Here is a 14,857-nt window from a genome sequence, read left to right as displayed (position 1 = left end):
TGTATTGGGTGGTGGCTGGCGGGTGCCCGCGACGGACGAACCGACGCCCGACGTTCATGTCCCGTCCGACGCCGACCCTCACCTGCCGGCCTGGGTCGTTCACTGGATCCGGAGAGCGGCTTTGTCACTCTCCGGGTCCGAGTGCTAACCGCAATGCTGGCACTCTCAACCCTTGAGTGCAAGGCGCTCAGGTTCGCCGTCGGCCCGAAACGGGGTGTGAAAGAGCTCTCGGCACGTCACTGGTGCCGGTCTCGGTGGAGTTCCACCGCGGTTAACAGCACGAGAGCACAGGTCCAGGCCAACGGGGCGGGACCCGCGGGCAGGCCGTCGGCCCGCACCTTCTCGGGCAGCGCGCCGGCATCCGTGCGGTGCGCCTCCAACCAGTCCAGCAGCGTGCGCGCCTCCTCGTCGCGGCCCAGACCGGCTGCCGACCAGGCCAGCAGGGCGGTCTCCGGCGTCCATGAGATCCCGTCGTCGCGCCACGACTCTCCGGGTGCCACTCCGCCGGCCGGCCGAGACATGCGGGCCACCGCCCCGTCCCTTACCGCCGCGACGCCATCCAGCGCGCGGGTGAACGGTGGGGCGACGAGCGCGATGGCCGCGTCGACGTCGTTCCCGCGCACGTGCCGCCCCCATCCGGGTGCGAAGCCGCGCTCCATGGCCGCACGCACCGTCGTAACGCGCACCTCCAGCAGTTCGGCGTCAGCGCCCACGTTGAGCCCCGCTGCCGCGAGCGCGACGGCGGCCTCCAGACCCAGCAGGGTGGGCGCCGCCGTCCCCAGCGTGACCGTCCGCTCCTCCACCTCCCAGTAGTCGGGCGACGCGGCCGGCAGATGCGAGGGCGTGTCCGTGAGTGCCAGCAGGAAGACGCAGGCCCGCGCGAGTGCCACCCCGAGCCGCTTCCCGAGTTCGCCGGCATCCGCCCCGTCGGCGAGCAGGCGGCCCGCCGCCCACAAGAACCAGCCGGCGCCATCGGATTGGGCGGGGCGGTCGTCGGGTACCACCCCCGTGGCCGTGTAGCGCGCCTCGAAGCCGCCGTCGCCGCGCTGCAGGGTCGCCAGCTGTGCCAGCACGTCGAGAGCCTGCGCCTCAAGCCCGACCGCCGCATACGCCGCAGCGGCGAAGGAGGCGTCCCGCGGCCAGACGTAGCGCCAGATGCTCACCGGGCCGGCCACGACGCCGCCGGACGGAAAACGGGTCGCGGTGCCGGAGTCAGGGGCACCGGGGTCGGCGAGCACGGGCCCGGTCAGGGACAGCAGGTCAATCAGCGCCGTACGGGCGAGTTCCTCCCAGCGGCCGGCCGGCAGCGTGGCCGCATTCAGATTCCGGCGGATTTCGGGAGCCAGCGAAGTCTGGCGTCCTGTCTGCTCGGGCGGCAGCACCACGGCGACGCCGTCGCCTCGCACCCACACGCCCCCGCTCAGCAGCGCGGGGCGTGGCGGCCGCCACGGCAGCAGAGCCACCCCGCCCACCACGGCGGCCGCCACGGGGATGCCGAGCAGCAGCGTGCGCCGGGGAAGGCGCCGCGGCGGATCACTCCTGGTAGTCGCTGCGCAGGACCACCACGATCGGATTGGACTGGGCTTCCGCAGCGGACTCAACCAACTCACCCGCCCCGAGCACGTCAGCGACGGCCTGCGCGGTGGCCGCCTGGTCGGCGGAGGCGTAGTAGACGGTGGTGTAGGCCGGCTCGGCGGCGCTGTATATGCCCTGGGAGACGGTCACGGAGGTGAAGCCGGCGTTATTCAACTTGTCGCCGGTGCGGGTGGCCAGACCGGTGGTGTCGGTGCCGTTGTGCACGGTGATGCCGGTGGTGAAGTCGGCGCTGCCGGTCGGCTCCTCGGTGGGCTGCGCGGTCGGTTCTGCGGTGGCCTGCCCGGCCTGCGTGGCGGCGGTGTCGGCGCTGTCATCGGCGGGGACGGCGGCAGTGGCGGTGGCGGTGGTACCCGTCCCACCGGAGTGGCGCCCGAGCAGTCCCACCGCACCCCACGCCAGCAGCGGCACGATGATCAGGATGGCCAGTAGGGGAATCCAGCTGCGCCAGGCGGGCACCTGGGCGCGATGAACCCCGACGGGCACCGGGCCGTCGGCGTCGGCGTCGAACTCGTCGTCGGGGTAGTCGTAGCGGCTCACACCGCGAGAATACCGGGAGGTCGACGCGGCGGCGGCTAATGCGCGCCGACACCCCGAGGCCGGAGCGGCGCTAGGCTCTTGGCGTGACCGAACCGAAGCCCCTGTCCGAGATCATCCACCCTCCTGGGCTCAGGCGCTCGCGCCAGTGGAGCCGACCATCCACGAGATCGGCGCGAAGCTGCGCGAGGAGATCGCGGCCGGCCGCGGCTACCTGCCCGCGGGCACCGACGTCCTGCGTGCCTTCACCTACCCACTCGACGACGTGAAGGTGCTGATCGTGGGGCAGGACCCCTACCCGACGCCGGGTCACCCGATGGGGCTGAGCTTCTCGGTGCAGCCGGGCGTGCGCCCGCCGCGGAGCCTGGAGAACATCTACACCGAACTGGTTAACGACCTGGGCGTCGCCCGCCCGTCTTCCGGGGACCTGACGCCGTGGTCGCTGCAGGGGGTCATGCTACTCAACCGGGTGTTGACCGTGCAGCCGGGCAAACCGGCCTCGCACCGAGGCTGGGGCTGGGAGGAGGTCACCCAGCGGGCCATTGAGGCACTGGTGGCGCGGAACCAGCCGCTGGTGGCGATTCTGTGGGGGCGGCCGGCGCAGTCGCTGTCCCCCATGCTGGGGGCGACGCCGATCATCGCCTCCCCCCATCCCTCGCCACTGAGCGCCTCACGGGGCTTCTTCGGGTCGCGCCCATTCTCACGAGCGAACGCGGAACTGGAGCGCATGGGGCGACGCCGGTCGACTGGCGTCTGCCCTGAGGCCCGCGTGCGAGTCTCGTATCAAAGCCCCGCGGCACGGGTGGAGCCGCCCCGCGGACCGTGGACAGCAGGTCACTGCCCGACGGCGTGCAGGTGCATGCGCGTGCCGGGGCCGATCTCACCGGAGGCGCCCAGCTTCTCCAGGTCAACGCCACTGCGCACGGAGAGCGCGGGCACGAATCCCGTTACGGTGGCGACCCCGAGGTCGAGGAACAGCGGATGCATGGGGGTGGAGGGTCCCACCAACACCGTATGCGCCCCGCCGCCGACGGCCAGGTCAATCAACCGTGGCATGGTCTTGTTGACCAGACTCGAGGAGGAGATGAACACGTAGTCGGCCTGCGGAAGCAGGTACTCGCAGGCCGAGTCCGGGTAGTCGCCGGGCCGGGGATCCCGCTCCAGCGTCCACACTTCGCCCGCCCGCCCCAGGGCACGGCCGGCGAAGGGAAAGTGGCCGATGATCGCCACTGTCTTGTCGGCGACGGCGTCACGGTATGGGTCGAAGACCTGAGCCCAGGTCAGGCCGTCACCGGTGGGGACGAATCCGTGGGAGGCGGCGACCTCGGAACGCGAGTACCAGGAGTTGATGGCGGCCAGCCCGACGCTTGCCTCGGCGAGGTTCCAACTCTTGACCAGTGCGGCGACGTCGCGCAGGGGCCGACCTGCGTCGGAGATGTCGGCGCAGGCGGCCGGGCGCGTGGTCGCGGTCAGTGACCAGGCAGAGCCCAGGCCGTCAACGGAGTTGAGCACGCGAGTCCAGCGCGGGCCGCGGTCGGAGGCGACGACGGCGACGCCGTCGGGGAGGTCGTCGATGAGAGCTTCGTAGACTTCCCAGGGACTGACCATCGCGGTTCTCCTTAAGGCTAGACAAGACTCGGCCGCAGAACCGAGCCGCACTTCACAGGTAAGGCTGACCTTATCGTTGTGCGCCGCGAGCCGCTATGCGGGTCTCAATAGGTGTCACAGACGCCGACCCGGAGTGCTGTCCGCGTGATCGTGCGGGGTAACCGTGCGGGAAAGTATTGGAGCCGCGTGTCGGACTCGAACCGACGACCTGCTGTTTACAAGACAGCTGCTCTACCAGCTGAGCTAACGCGGCGCGTGGGCGAGCTTACCCGACGCTTGACTACTGCGCCGACGTCTAGTCGGCCGCGGCGGCGCCCTGAATGTGGTCGGTGATGCCGGTCGCGGTGGCGATATCGCCCAGTTCGAGCTTCTCGGTGCCCAGGCAGACCGTCGGCGTGCCGGAGATCGAGGCCTCCGAGAAGGTCTGGTCACAGAGGTCGAGCCAGGCGCCGTAGGTATTCGCAGTGATGGCGGAGGCGATCTGCTCGACCACGTCGTCGCTGACTCCCGCCTCGGTAGCGGCCTGCGTAACCGACTCGGCGGTGATGGCCGAGGCGTCCTGCGAGGCGTAAATCTCAGAGAAGCGGGTCATGACCGCATGGTGGAAGGCGAACGCGGAGGCCGGGTCCTGATCGAGGACGACGCCCATGGCGTTGCACACCATATTGCTCCAACTGCTATCGAGGAACCTCGAAGTGTGCAGCACCAGGTTGATCGTGCCGTCGCCCAGCAGTGTCTCGATCTCCGTCTTGTGGAGCTCCTCGAAGTTGGCGCAGTAATGGCAGGCGTAGTCGAAGTAGATGTGCAGGTTCTGGGCGCCGTCCGTACTGGTGCCGGGCATGAGGTCGGGGCCGAAGACGAGCGAGCCGTCGGCACGAATGGTTGCCGGGAATCCATCACCGCTGGCCAGGTCCGTCACGATCTTTCCCCCCAGAGCACCCTCATCGCGCCCGGTGATCACCACCGCGGCCACCGTCCCGGCAACGGCCAGCCCGCCGATGCCGAGCAGGCTACGACGAGTAATTCGGGCGCGCCGCTCGCGGCGCTCCTGCTCCTCGCGCATGGCCCGGGCCTTAGCGCGCGCCGCCTCGCGGCGCTCGGCCTTGGTAGGACGTGGCTGGTTTGAGGCCACAAGCAACTCCTCAACTCGGGTTCGATGCCGCCGCCAGTCACGCGGCGCCTAGCACATTAAGCATTCTGCCTGTGAACCGCCAGGATGACACGGCTGTCAAATGCGGCCTGCCTCACGCCGTCGACCCGCGTGCCGCCGCCCGACCTCCGGGGCGGGAAGGCGCTTAGAAGCTGAAGGGGGCCAAGCGAGCCAGGGGGATGGCGCCAACGGCGAACAGAAACACGATGGCCACCGCGATGAGCGCGAACACGATGCAGCCGATGCGCCGACTCGAGCGGCTGCGCAGAACCAGGCCGATCAGGCGGGCGCCGCCCCGACGGGTGGGCGCACCCCAGGGCACGAACCACGTCACCAGCATGTAGGCGGTCGCCACCGGCATCAGGCACAGCCCTACCCGGTGGTAGTTGGTCCACGAGGTGAGCAGACTGGGAGGGGTGTCCGAAGCGAAGCCCAACGCCCTACCGGAGAAATAGAACACCACCACGGCAACGACGCCCCCCACCGCGCAGGCGGCGCCGCTGGCGACCAGGGAGCGCAGCAGGTACCAGGGGGTGGACGCCACATGCGGGAGTTATCGGCGGCGGAGGCGTAGCCCATGCGCAGGCGCCGCCAACGGCGGGCGTCGTCGGCCCGGCCGACGGTCCCGGCAATCACAACCAGCAGCGTGAAGCCGATGGCCACCCAACCGGGAATTGGCAACGCCAGCGCCACCAGCATCAGGAAGAACAAGGCGGCAACGGTGCGATGACGCCGGGGCTCCAGCGCCCATTCGGGCACCGCCCCGGGACCAGGCATGGAGGCTGCACCGGGCCCGCGGGGTGGGTGTCCCCGTAGCCGGGGGGCGCCGACTGGACGGGCGCGAATGATGGCGGCGCCGCTCCGTCCCAGCGGGACGCCGGGCCGGAGGGAGGCAGCGAGGCGGGCCTCGGCGCCGCTAGTGCGCCTTCGGAAGGCGCCGGCTGAGCGGCTTCGGCCTGCGGGGCGGGGCTCGCCACGATTCCGTATCCTCCGGGGGGCGACGACGAGTTCACCACCCCGTAGCCGGAGCCGGGCACTCCGCCGGATCCCGGACTCCCGGCGCTGCCGGCGGGCGAATAGGAAGAGTAGATGGCCCCATAGGTGCCGGTGTTGGTGTCCGCCTCGGTGGGCCTGGGAGCAGCCGCAGCGTCGGCATCGGCCTCGATGTCCGGCAGCACCTGGGCCAGGGCCGTCTGGCCGTCGCCGCCGTCGGCGATCTCATCCAGGACGCGCAGCAGGTCGGGGACAGGCAGGCGGTCGGCGGGATCGGGGGCGAGGGCCGCGGTGAAGGCGCGAGCGAGGGCCGGCTGGGTCTGTTCCAGGTCGCCCAGTTCCGGGGTGCCTGCGTACACACGACGGAAGACGGCCTGCCAGGGGCCGGAGCCGAAGGGCGGCCGGCCGGTAATGGTGAACAGCAGGACGCCGGCGCAGGCGTACCAGTCGACGTCGGGGTTGGGCTCGCCGCCATCGAGCATCTCCGGCGGGATGAAACCGGGCGTGCCGGTGACCTGGCCGGTTTGGGTCAGCCGGACGTCGTCGGCCACCTGGGCGATGCCGAAGTCGATCAGGACCGGCCCCTGTGCGCCCAGCATCACGTTGGAGGGCTTGAGGTCGCGGTGGATGACGCCGGCGGCGTGCACGGCGGCCAGCGCGTCGACCAGGCCGTGGGCGAGGTCGGACAGGTCGCGAATGTCGGTGTCCAGCCGGTACACGCCCGCATGGTCGATCTCGTGCTGGAGAGTCGGGCCTTCTATCAACTCGGTGATGACGAAGGTGACACCGGCGCCGTCCGCGCCGTCGCCGGTCTCGATGTCCAGGATGCGGGCCACGCGCGAGTCCTTGACGCGGGCGAGCACGGCAGCCTCGCGGTCCAGGCGCCGGCGGGCCGTCGGGTCCGCCGCGATCTGCGGGTGGAGGATCTTCATGGCGACGCGGTTGCCGTCGCGTCGACGGCTCCCAGACCACGCCCATGCCGCCGGCACCCAGGCGGCGCACCAGCTGGTAGCCGCCGACGTCGGCGCCCGCGCGCAGCCCAGCGAGGGCGGCGGGGGTGGCGCTGTTGGGACTCTGCGGCATGGCGACACAGTACCGGGAGGCGCCCCGGGCATCGCTGACGTGAGTGGATTCACAAGCCTTTGAGCGTTTTCCGGTCCGCTTCTGACTACCCGGACGGCATTGTCGTATGACAAAGTTAGTCCTACCCGGAGCAACCGCCCCGGCACGTGTCAATGCGGACACGCATCGGCACCTTTCACCACGGATCGTCCGGCACGTACCTGCCGGTGAAGGGATACCCCTTATGGCAACCGTCACCTTTGACCACGCCACCCGTATCTACCCGGGGAACGACACCCCGTCGGTGGACAGCCTGAACCTCGAGATCGCCGACGGCGAGTTCCTGGTCCTGGTCGGCCCCTCGGGCTGCGGAAAGTCGACCTCCCTGCGCATGCTCGCAGGCCTCGAGGACGTCAACTCCGGCCGCATCCTCATCGGCGACCGCGACGTGACCGACGTCCAGCCCAAGGACCGTGACATCGCCATGGTCTTCCAGAACTACGCGCTGTACCCGCACATGTCGGTGCACGACAACATGGGCTTCGCCCTCAAGATCGCCGGTACTCCCAAGGATGAGATCGACCGGCGCGTCAAGGAGGCCGCCAAGATCCTCGGCCTGACCGAGTACCTCGACCGCAAGCCTAAGGCCCTGTCCGGTGGTCAGCGTCAGCGTGTGGCCATGGGCCGCGCCATCGTGCGTAAGCCGAAGGTCTTCCTCATGGACGAGCCGCTGTCCAACCTGGACGCCAAGCTGCGTGTGCAGACGCGTACTCAGATCGCGTCCCTGCAGCGCTCGCTGGGCGTCACCACCGTCTACGTCACGCACGACCAGACGGAGGCCCTGACCATGGGTGACCGCATCGCGGTCCTCAAGGACGGCGTGCTCCAGCAGGTCGGTACCCCGCGCGAGATGTACGACAAGCCCGCCAACGACTTCGTCGCCGGGTTCATCGGCTCCCCCGCCATGAACCTGGGCCGTTTCACGGTCGACGGCGACATCGCCTCCATTGGAGCCGCGCGCGTCAAGCTGTCCCGGGCCACGCTCGATGCCATGGTCCCGGAGGACAACAACAAGATCGTCATCGGCTTCCGTCCCGAGTCTCTCGAGGTGGTCTCCGCGGAGGACGAGAACTCCATCCCGGTGCGCCTGTCCTTCGTCGAGGAGCTGGGAAGCGACGCCTACATCTACGGCGAGCTGGTCGGCGCCGAGGGCTCGGAGGACAAGCTCGGCTCCGGTGAGGACTCCAGCCAGATCATCGTCCGCGTTCCTCCGCGCACCGCGCCGGAGCCGGGCGAGACGGTGTACGTGCGCATCAAGCCGGGTGAGGAGCACATCTTCTCCGCCTCCACCGGCAAGCGCCTGCCCGCCTGAGTCGCCCCCGGCGAGACTGTGAGTTGAGCCCCGTTCCTCCGTACGAGGAGCGGGGCTCAGCCACAGGTCGACGGCGAGCATCGAAACCACAGGTATGGTTCGCCGTGAACTATTGAGCCCCAAGGCGATCGGCATCGCCTGCAACAACCCGGCGCCGTCGTCGAGTGAATCGCGGCGGACCTGAGAGAATGCGCCCATGCCCCAGTCCATGCAGATCACCGCGGCCACGATTGACCCGGCGCTGCTCGATCTCCCGTGGGAGATTCCATTGGAGGAGTGGCCGGCCGAGGTACTCGCCGCCCTCCCGCGGGGGCTTTCACGCCACATCGTGCGCTTCGTTAACCTCTCCGAACGCGTCATCGCCGTGAAGGAGATCGGCGAGTCCGTCGCCCACCACGAGTACGAGCTACTGCGCGACCTGCTCCGCCTGGGCGCCCCCTGCGTGACGCCGACCGCGGTCATCACCGGCCGCACCGCCCTGGACGGTTCGGCGCTCAACTCGGTGCTGGTCACCGAGCACCTGTCTTACTCCCTGCCCTACCGGGCACTGTTCAGCCAGTACATGCGCCCCGAGACCGCCACCCGGCTGATCGACGCCCTCGCCGTGCTGCTGGTGCGGCTGCACCTGCTGGGCTTCTACTGGGGGGACGTCTCCCTGTCCAACACGCTGTTCCGCCGCGACGCGGGCGCCTTTGCCGCCTATCTGGTGGACGCCGAAACCGGCGAGCTGCACACCGAGGGACTGACCGACGGCAAGCGCCTGTACGACATCGACATCGCCCGCACGAACATCATCGGCGAGCTGATGGACCTGCAGGCCGGCGCGCTGCTGGAGCCGAGCGTGGACACCATCGAGGTGGGCGATCGGATCGTCAGCCGCTACACCGAGTTGTGGGACGTGCTCACCGCCGAGGAGGCCTTCGACCTGGGCGAGCGGTGGCGGGTGCGTTCCCGCATTGAGAAGCTCAACGAACTGGGCTTCGACGTCGGAGAACTGACCATGAAGACCGAGGCGGACGGCTCGGGCACGCGCATGATCATCCAGCCGAAGGTGGTCGACGCCGGCCACTACCACCGCCAGATCATGCGGCTGACCGGCCTGGATGTGCAGGAGCGCCAGGGCCAGCGCATGCTCAACGATCTGCAGACCTTCCGCACCGTCACCGGCCGGAAGGACCAGCCGGTGGAGCAGGTGGCGCACGCCTGGCTGACCGAGGTGTTCGAGCCCACACTCGCCGCCGTCCCCATGGAGTTGCGCCGCAAGCTGGAGCCGGCCGAGATCTTCCACGAGGTGCTGGAGCACCGCTGGTACATGTCCGAGCAGCGCCAGCACGACGTGACCACCCAGGAGGCCGTGGACGACTACGTGCGCACCGTGCTTCCGCAGCACTGGGACGAGGAGTCCTACCTGTCGCTGGGGGACACCCAGGAGATGGAGGCCATCTTCGACGACGAGGAGCCGGTGCCCGAGGACGACGCGGACTTCGCCGCGCTCGACGAGGCCACGGCCAACGCCTTCGAACTCAACCCCATGGGCTTCACCGCCGGCATGAAGTTCAAGGGCGAGTAGCCCCCCGGTTCCATTGACGAGCGCGCAGCATCGTCGGCACGTCGGCATCAAGGACCCTGACCATGGGATGGCTTGAGACGCAGCCTATGCGCCGCTTCGAGGTGGCGACGCCGCCGCGGGACGCGGTGCGCTTCGTCATCGACCACCTGGCACCGCAGGGGTTCGCCCTGGAGCCTTGGGACCTGGACTCAGTACTGGCCGAACGGGGACCGTGGACCGGTGTGGTCCTGAGCGAAGGCAGCGAGGCCACCACTTTCTTGGCTGATTACCTTACCGAGGTATTTCCGTTCGTACTTGTTCTCCCTTGGATACGCCGCCAGCACGGACGCGTGCGCATGGCGGTCATTGCCCGTCCGCTGCACGGCTACGCGACGGCCAGCGAACTCATCTGCTGGCACTTCTCCCTCAATTCTGGAACCTTCTGGAGCCGCCCAGAGTACTTCGCCATTGATGTTATGGAGGGACTGACGGAGCCCCTGCGCGCGGCGGGCCTACTGCTCGCCGGCCCGGCAAAACCTTCCAGCTGGAAGACTTGGAAGACCCTGCCCACCGATCACCCGCTGCATCCCAAGCAGTGGCGAGCCATCAGCAAGGAGGCACGGCGCCGCGGCCGCCGACACCAAGGCGGAACGTGACCGTCCTGAGCGTCTTCCGGTCGCGACATTCGCGCCCAGGTGCGCTACCACGCCGCCGATGCGAGCGGGGAACCCTGGATGTCCTCCGGCGGGGCGTCCAGGAGCTTCCAGGATGTACGGGATGGACTCCATAAGGCAGCCGTGATGTCGAATCACGACCTTGGGGTACGTTCCACGACCCCGGGGTGGTCGTGGAACGTACCCCAAGGTCGTGGAATGCACCCGATTAAGCCCCAAGCCCAGACGCGTGTGGAGGGCCTGAGGACACGAAGCACGCGGAGTTGTCCAAATCCGGGACAAACGACCGTTGCGCACCGATGGGCATTTCGGAGATCGTTGGAATCACGCGGATCTTGGGAGCAGGCTCGGGCGCACTGGCGGCGTTTGTCCCGAATCTGGACACGCGACCTATAGCGCCCGCGCCAGGTGCGCTACGACGCCGCCGATGAAGGCGTCGCCCAGGCCGATGGTCGTCGGGGAGGCGGTGCTCACCGCGAAGCCGGGGGCGATCATTACCCCCGCCTCGGCGGGCTCGGGGGCGGCGGCCAGGCGCGCCCCGGCCTCATCCCGCGGTGCTCGGCCGACTGCCGCATACTCCGCGGCCCCGTAGCGGTCCCCGTGCAGGAAGCGGGTGGAGGCCATGAGGCAGCCGGCCGCGGCGGCATCGCGGAACAGCTCGGCGCGCTCCCCGATCACCGCCGCGTAGCGGCTGGTGTGCACCATCACCGCTGGAGCCCCAAGCCGCCGGTGCAGCTCCACCATCATGGCGGTTACCTGCGCCGCATCCTCCAGGTCGACGGCACGGCCGAGGTACTGCCGCGCCTCGTCCTCGTTCAGGGAGTGCAGATCCACCAGGCGTGGGATCACCTCCAGGACCACCTCGCGCATGGCGTCGTCGTGGAAGCCCGCATCCTCATACACGACGACGGCGCCGGGCGGCACCGCGGCCAGCGCGGCCTCCAGCTCGGCCAGTCGCGCCCGCAGCTCGGCGGCCGACTTCATGGTGTTGAAGCCGGAGATCAGGACCGCCTGGGCCGAGGCCAGCACCCGGGGCAGCTCCGGGCTCAGCCGCAGGCGCTCGTTGGGCGCGTCGTTGACTGCGATCACCCGGTTGGGACGCCGGGCGGTCACCTCCCCGTCGACCAGGCGCACCGCAGCCCCCGCCGGATACTGGACGATCACGTGCGGGTCAAGCGAATCCGTCTCGGCGCTGCACACCCACTCGACGGCGGGCGGCAGGAGGCGGCGGACGTCGTCGTTGATAGAGACCAGGTGCACCGTCGAGGCGACGCCGATCCGCTCCATGGCCAACGCCGCGCGAACGCAGGTGCCACCCAGGGTGACCTCGTAGGCGAAGCGGCCGGCGAAGGCAAGCAGCGCCCGCTTATCGGCCACGTAGCACTCGCATCCCCGGGACTGCCGCATGGACCGCAGCACCGTCAGTACGATCCCCCGCTCGCCATCGGCGCGCGAACACGGAAGGTCCTCGAGCTCGGCCAGGCGTATGCCTGGGAGTCAACGAGCCGCTGAAACGTGTCTGCGTCCCACTGCAGCTCATAGTCGACGGTCCCGCCGAGCCCGAGGACGATCCGCTCTGCCATCTCACTCTCCTTGTTCGGCCCCGGATGAGCTCAGGGCACCGCTCAGAACAGCTCCGCCTTGCCGGCGGACTCGAACAGGTCGATCTTCTGCGCCGCACAGTCCCGCAGCGCCTCCTCGCAAGGCGGCTCGATCACATTCGGCTCGCGCAGGTGGACGTCCTGAAGCACCTGGCGCATCTTGACGAAGTAGGCGGCCTTGATGTCGGAGGAGATGTTGATCTTGTTGATGCCGCCGCGCACGGCCCCGGCGATCTCGGTGTCGGAGTTGTTCGACCCGCCGTGCAGCACCAGGGGGATGCCCAGGCGAGACTTGATCTCCCCCAGCAGATCCAGGCGCAGCGCGGGCTTGACCGCGGAGGGGTACAGGCCGTGGCGGGTGCCGATGGCGATGGCGAGGGAGTCCGCGCCGGTGGCCTCAATGAACCGGGCGGCGTCATCGGGGTCGGTGTAAAGGATCTCCTCCGTGCCGGTCTCCCCGTACTTGTCGGACACGCCGATGGTGCCCAGCTCGGCCTCCACGGACAGGCCGACGGCGTGGGCCGCGTGGACCACGCGCGCCGTCTCGGCCACGTTCTCCTCGAAGGGCGCGAAGGACTTGTCGATCATCACCGAGGTGAAGCCCGCCTGAATCGCCAGCAGCACCTGTTCATAGCTGGCGCCGTGATCGAGGTGGATCGCCGTCGGCACCGAGGACTCGTGGGCGATCCGGATGATGGAGGCGAGCATCGCCGGGCGGATGTGGCGCAGCTCGTCGGGGTGGATGGCGATGATGTGCGGGGAGCGCTTGTCCTCGCAGACGTCCACCACCGCGCGCAGCATCGAGTACGAGGAGATGTTGAACGCCGGCACCGCGAAGTGATGCGCGTTGGCGACGTTGAGAATGTCACTGCCTGTAACCAGCATTTGAATAGAACCTTTCTGTGGGGTGCGTCAAGCTCAGTTCTTGACGGATCCAGCGGTCATCCCTCCGATGAAGTAGCGCTGGAAGAAAATGAAGAGGAGAACTACGGGAATCGAGCCGAGTACGGACATTGCCATCATCTCGTTCCACTCATACGAGTGCTGCCCCATGAGCAGCTGGATACCGATCGGAACCGTGCGCATGTCATTCGTGCGCGTGAGGGTCAGTGCGAACAGGTACTCGTTCCAGGCGATCATGAAGGTGTAGATGCCCACCGACACGATCCCGGGGATGGAGATCGGGACAAGCACCCTCCACAGCGCCCCGAAGGAGCTGGTGCCATCCACCTTCGCCGCCTCGTCGAGCTCCCGGGGCAGGGTGTTGAAGTACCCGGTGAGCATGATGATGGCGTAGGGAAGGGTGAACACCATGTAGGTCAGAATCAGACCCTGGTAGGTGTTGTACAGCTTCAGCGTCACCATGAGCCCGAAGAAGGGGATCAGCAGGGTGATCGGCGGCACCGCCTGCACGGAGATCACCAGCACGTTCAAGATCCGCTTCCCCGGGAACTCGAACCGGCTGAAGGCGTAGGCGGCCAGGATCGCCACCGTCAGCGTCAACGCGGTCACCGACAGCGCCACGAAGTAGCTGTTGACGAAGAAGCGGATCTTCTCCGGGTCGTGGACGATGGAGACGTACGCGGCGAAGGAGGAGCCCTCCTCAATGATTCGCGGCGGGGTGGCGAAGATCTTCGCATTCGGCTTGAAGGATGACACCAGCATCCAGAAGATCGGCAGCGCCGCGAAGCCCGCCCCCATCAGGAGGCCCGCCCAGACGCCCGCCTTGGTCGCCAGGCGACGCCGCTGCTTGGTAGTCAAAGTGCTCATGGCGCTACTCCCTCGCCTGCTGGCTGCGCACGTAGAAGAACGCAAGGATCATGGACAGGATCAGCACGATCACCGCGCTGGCTGACGCGCTCGAGAAGTCGTACTCGGAGAAGGCCAGCTTGTAGGTGAAGGTGGACAGCATCTCCGTCCGGTTGAGGGGGCCGCCACCAGTGGTCATCCAGATGAGGCGAACTGCTGCGAGGTCCAGATGACGTCGAGCAGCGCCATGGAGATGATGATCGGCCGCAGCTGCGGCAGAGTGATCGACCAGAACCGCCGAATCGCACCGGCGCCGTCAACCTCGGCCGCCTCATACAGGTCCTTCGGGATGCCCTGCAGGCCGGCGAGGATCGAGATCATGAAGAACGGGTACCCGGCCCAGATGTTGATGAAGGTGACCGCGGCCAGAGCGATGTCCGGATCGGCGAGCCACTCGTGCTGTCCGGAGACCACGCCCAGGGCGGACAGGATCGCGTTGACCACCCCGTTGGGGTTGAGCAGCAGCCGCCACAGGATGGCGATGATCGCCACGGTCAGCAGCCACGGCAGTACGAACAGCGTGCGGAAGACGGTCCTGGTGACGGCGGAGACCGCCTCGGAGTTCAGCAGCATGGCGAAGCCGAGCCCTATCAGCATGTGCGCGACGACGCTGACGGCCACGAACCAGAAGGTGTTGGCCAGCGCCGTGCGGAACGCACCGCTGGTGAGGATCTCGATGTAGTTCGCCATCCCCACGAAGTGAGACTCCCCGGCGGTGATGACGGCGTCCATCAGCGAGTACCCGATCACCATGACGATGGGGACGACCATCAGCACGATGAGCAGTATCAGAGTGGGAGACAGATACGCGTAGGGCACCAGGGAGTCGGCCAGACGCCGCCAGTAAGGCGGCGTCTGCGCCGGTTGCGCCCGAGACGCGCCGACGGCATCGGTGGAGCGCATCGCCCG

15 protein-coding genes, 1 tRNA gene and 1 pseudogene are annotated in these 14,857 nt (G+C 68.4%); 4 read left to right on the top strand and 13 right to left on the bottom strand.

All coding sequences use genetic code 11. The features are described from left to right. Positions 1-236 precede the first annotated feature (236 nt). Positions 237-1,601: a glycoside hydrolase family 15 protein gene (locus BW737_RS04405; RefSeq protein WP_257210469.1), complete on the bottom strand. Its 1,365-nt coding sequence runs from the start codon at positions 1,599-1,601 to the stop codon at positions 237-239. Further along, on the bottom strand, positions 1,534-2,133 hold the full coding sequence (locus tag BW737_RS04400; protein WP_086615046.1) for a LytR C-terminal domain-containing protein: 600 nt from the start codon (positions 2,131-2,133) through the stop codon (positions 1,534-1,536). Before BW737_RS04400 ends, BW737_RS04405 begins: the two co-directional genes overlap by 68 nt. Before the next feature lie 83 nt (positions 2,134-2,216). On the opposite strand from BW737_RS04400, the pseudogene BW737_RS04395 reads away from it, so the two are divergent. Next, a pseudogene (locus BW737_RS04395) lies at positions 2,217-2,892 on the top strand (uracil-DNA glycosylase). 72 nt (positions 2,893-2,964) lie between these two features. Here the strand turns inward: BW737_RS04395 and BW737_RS04390 are convergent. The 5 genes from BW737_RS04390 to BW737_RS17700 form a co-directional block, all read right to left on the bottom strand. Then, positions 2,965-3,738, bottom strand: coding sequence for a Rossmann-like domain-containing protein (locus BW737_RS04390; RefSeq protein ID WP_086615047.1), 774 nt, complete (start codon positions 3,736-3,738; stop codon positions 2,965-2,967). Between the two features lie 177 nt (positions 3,739-3,915). Next, a tRNA-Thr gene (locus BW737_RS04385) sits at positions 3,916-3,991 on the bottom strand. Between the two features lie 42 nt (positions 3,992-4,033). Continuing rightward, positions 4,034-4,870: a DsbA family protein gene (locus BW737_RS04380; RefSeq protein ID WP_257210468.1), complete on the bottom strand. Its 837-nt coding sequence runs from the start codon at positions 4,868-4,870 to the stop codon at positions 4,034-4,036. Positions 4,871-5,033: 163 nt separating this feature from the next. Further along, positions 5,034-5,432, bottom strand: a complete 399-nt coding sequence (locus tag BW737_RS17705) for a hypothetical protein (RefSeq protein WP_257210467.1) — start codon at positions 5,430-5,432, stop codon at positions 5,034-5,036. Positions 5,433-5,586: 154 nt separating this feature from the next. Beyond that, a complete protein-coding gene (locus BW737_RS17700) occupies positions 5,587-6,813 on the bottom strand; it encodes a serine/threonine-protein kinase (protein ID WP_257210466.1) in 1,227 nt (408 codons plus the stop codon). A 374-nt stretch (positions 6,814-7,187) separates the two neighbouring features. Here BW737_RS17700 and BW737_RS04370 point away from each other — a divergent pair, with 374 nt between their 5' ends. The 3 genes from BW737_RS04370 to BW737_RS04360 all read left to right on the top strand — a co-directional run bounded on the left by BW737_RS04370 (position 7,188) and on the right by BW737_RS04360 (position 10,520). After that, complete coding sequence (locus BW737_RS04370; RefSeq protein ID WP_086615048.1) at positions 7,188-8,315, top strand: ABC transporter ATP-binding protein; 1,128 nt, start codon at positions 7,188-7,190, stop codon at positions 8,313-8,315. A 196-nt stretch (positions 8,316-8,511) separates the two neighbouring features. Beyond that, complete coding sequence (locus tag BW737_RS04365) at positions 8,512-9,885, top strand: DUF4032 domain-containing protein (RefSeq protein ID WP_086615049.1); 1,374 nt, start codon at positions 8,512-8,514, stop codon at positions 9,883-9,885. 62 nt (positions 9,886-9,947) lie between these two features. After that, a complete protein-coding gene (locus BW737_RS04360) occupies positions 9,948-10,520 on the top strand; it encodes a hypothetical protein (protein WP_143233268.1) in 573 nt (190 codons plus the stop codon). A gap of 408 nt (positions 10,521-10,928) precedes the next feature. Here BW737_RS04360 and BW737_RS04355 read toward each other — a convergent pair whose 3' ends face one another. Genes BW737_RS04355 through BW737_RS04340 form a run of 6 tightly spaced genes read right to left on the bottom strand, consistent with a single transcriptional unit; the run spans position 10,929 to position 14,851 of the window. Then, positions 10,929-11,915: an ADP-dependent glucokinase/phosphofructokinase gene (locus BW737_RS04355; RefSeq protein WP_257210465.1), complete on the bottom strand. Its 987-nt coding sequence runs from the start codon at positions 11,913-11,915 to the stop codon at positions 10,929-10,931. Positions 11,916-11,959: 44 nt separating this feature from the next. Continuing rightward, on the bottom strand, positions 11,960-12,121 hold the full coding sequence (locus tag BW737_RS17695) for a hypothetical protein (protein WP_257210464.1): 162 nt from the start codon (positions 12,119-12,121) through the stop codon (positions 11,960-11,962). 42 nt (positions 12,122-12,163) lie between these two features. Beyond that, on the bottom strand, positions 12,164-13,024 hold the full coding sequence (locus BW737_RS04350; protein WP_086615051.1) for a ketose-bisphosphate aldolase: 861 nt from the start codon (positions 13,022-13,024) through the stop codon (positions 12,164-12,166). A gap of 33 nt (positions 13,025-13,057) precedes the next feature. After that, the gene (locus BW737_RS04345; protein ID WP_176760756.1) at positions 13,058-13,909 is read right to left on the bottom strand and encodes a carbohydrate ABC transporter permease; all 852 of its coding nucleotides are present in this window, start codon (positions 13,907-13,909) and stop codon (positions 13,058-13,060) included. Between the two features lie 4 nt (positions 13,910-13,913). Then, complete coding sequence (locus BW737_RS17690) at positions 13,914-14,087, bottom strand: hypothetical protein (RefSeq protein WP_257210463.1); 174 nt, start codon at positions 14,085-14,087, stop codon at positions 13,914-13,916. Beyond that, the gene (locus BW737_RS04340) at positions 14,084-14,851 is read right to left on the bottom strand and encodes a carbohydrate ABC transporter permease (RefSeq protein WP_257210462.1); all 768 of its coding nucleotides are present in this window, start codon (positions 14,849-14,851) and stop codon (positions 14,084-14,086) included. The genes BW737_RS17690 and BW737_RS04340 overlap by 4 nt, the downstream gene beginning before the upstream one ends. Positions 14,852-14,857: the final 6 nt, after the last annotated feature.

Source organism: Actinomyces ruminis, from assembly GCF_002154335.2.
Lineage (GTDB): Bacteria > Actinomycetota > Actinomycetes > Actinomycetales > Actinomycetaceae > Actinomyces > Actinomyces ruminis.
Note: the sequence above shows the minus strand (reverse complement) of the source record. Positions and strands in the feature narration are given on the sequence as shown.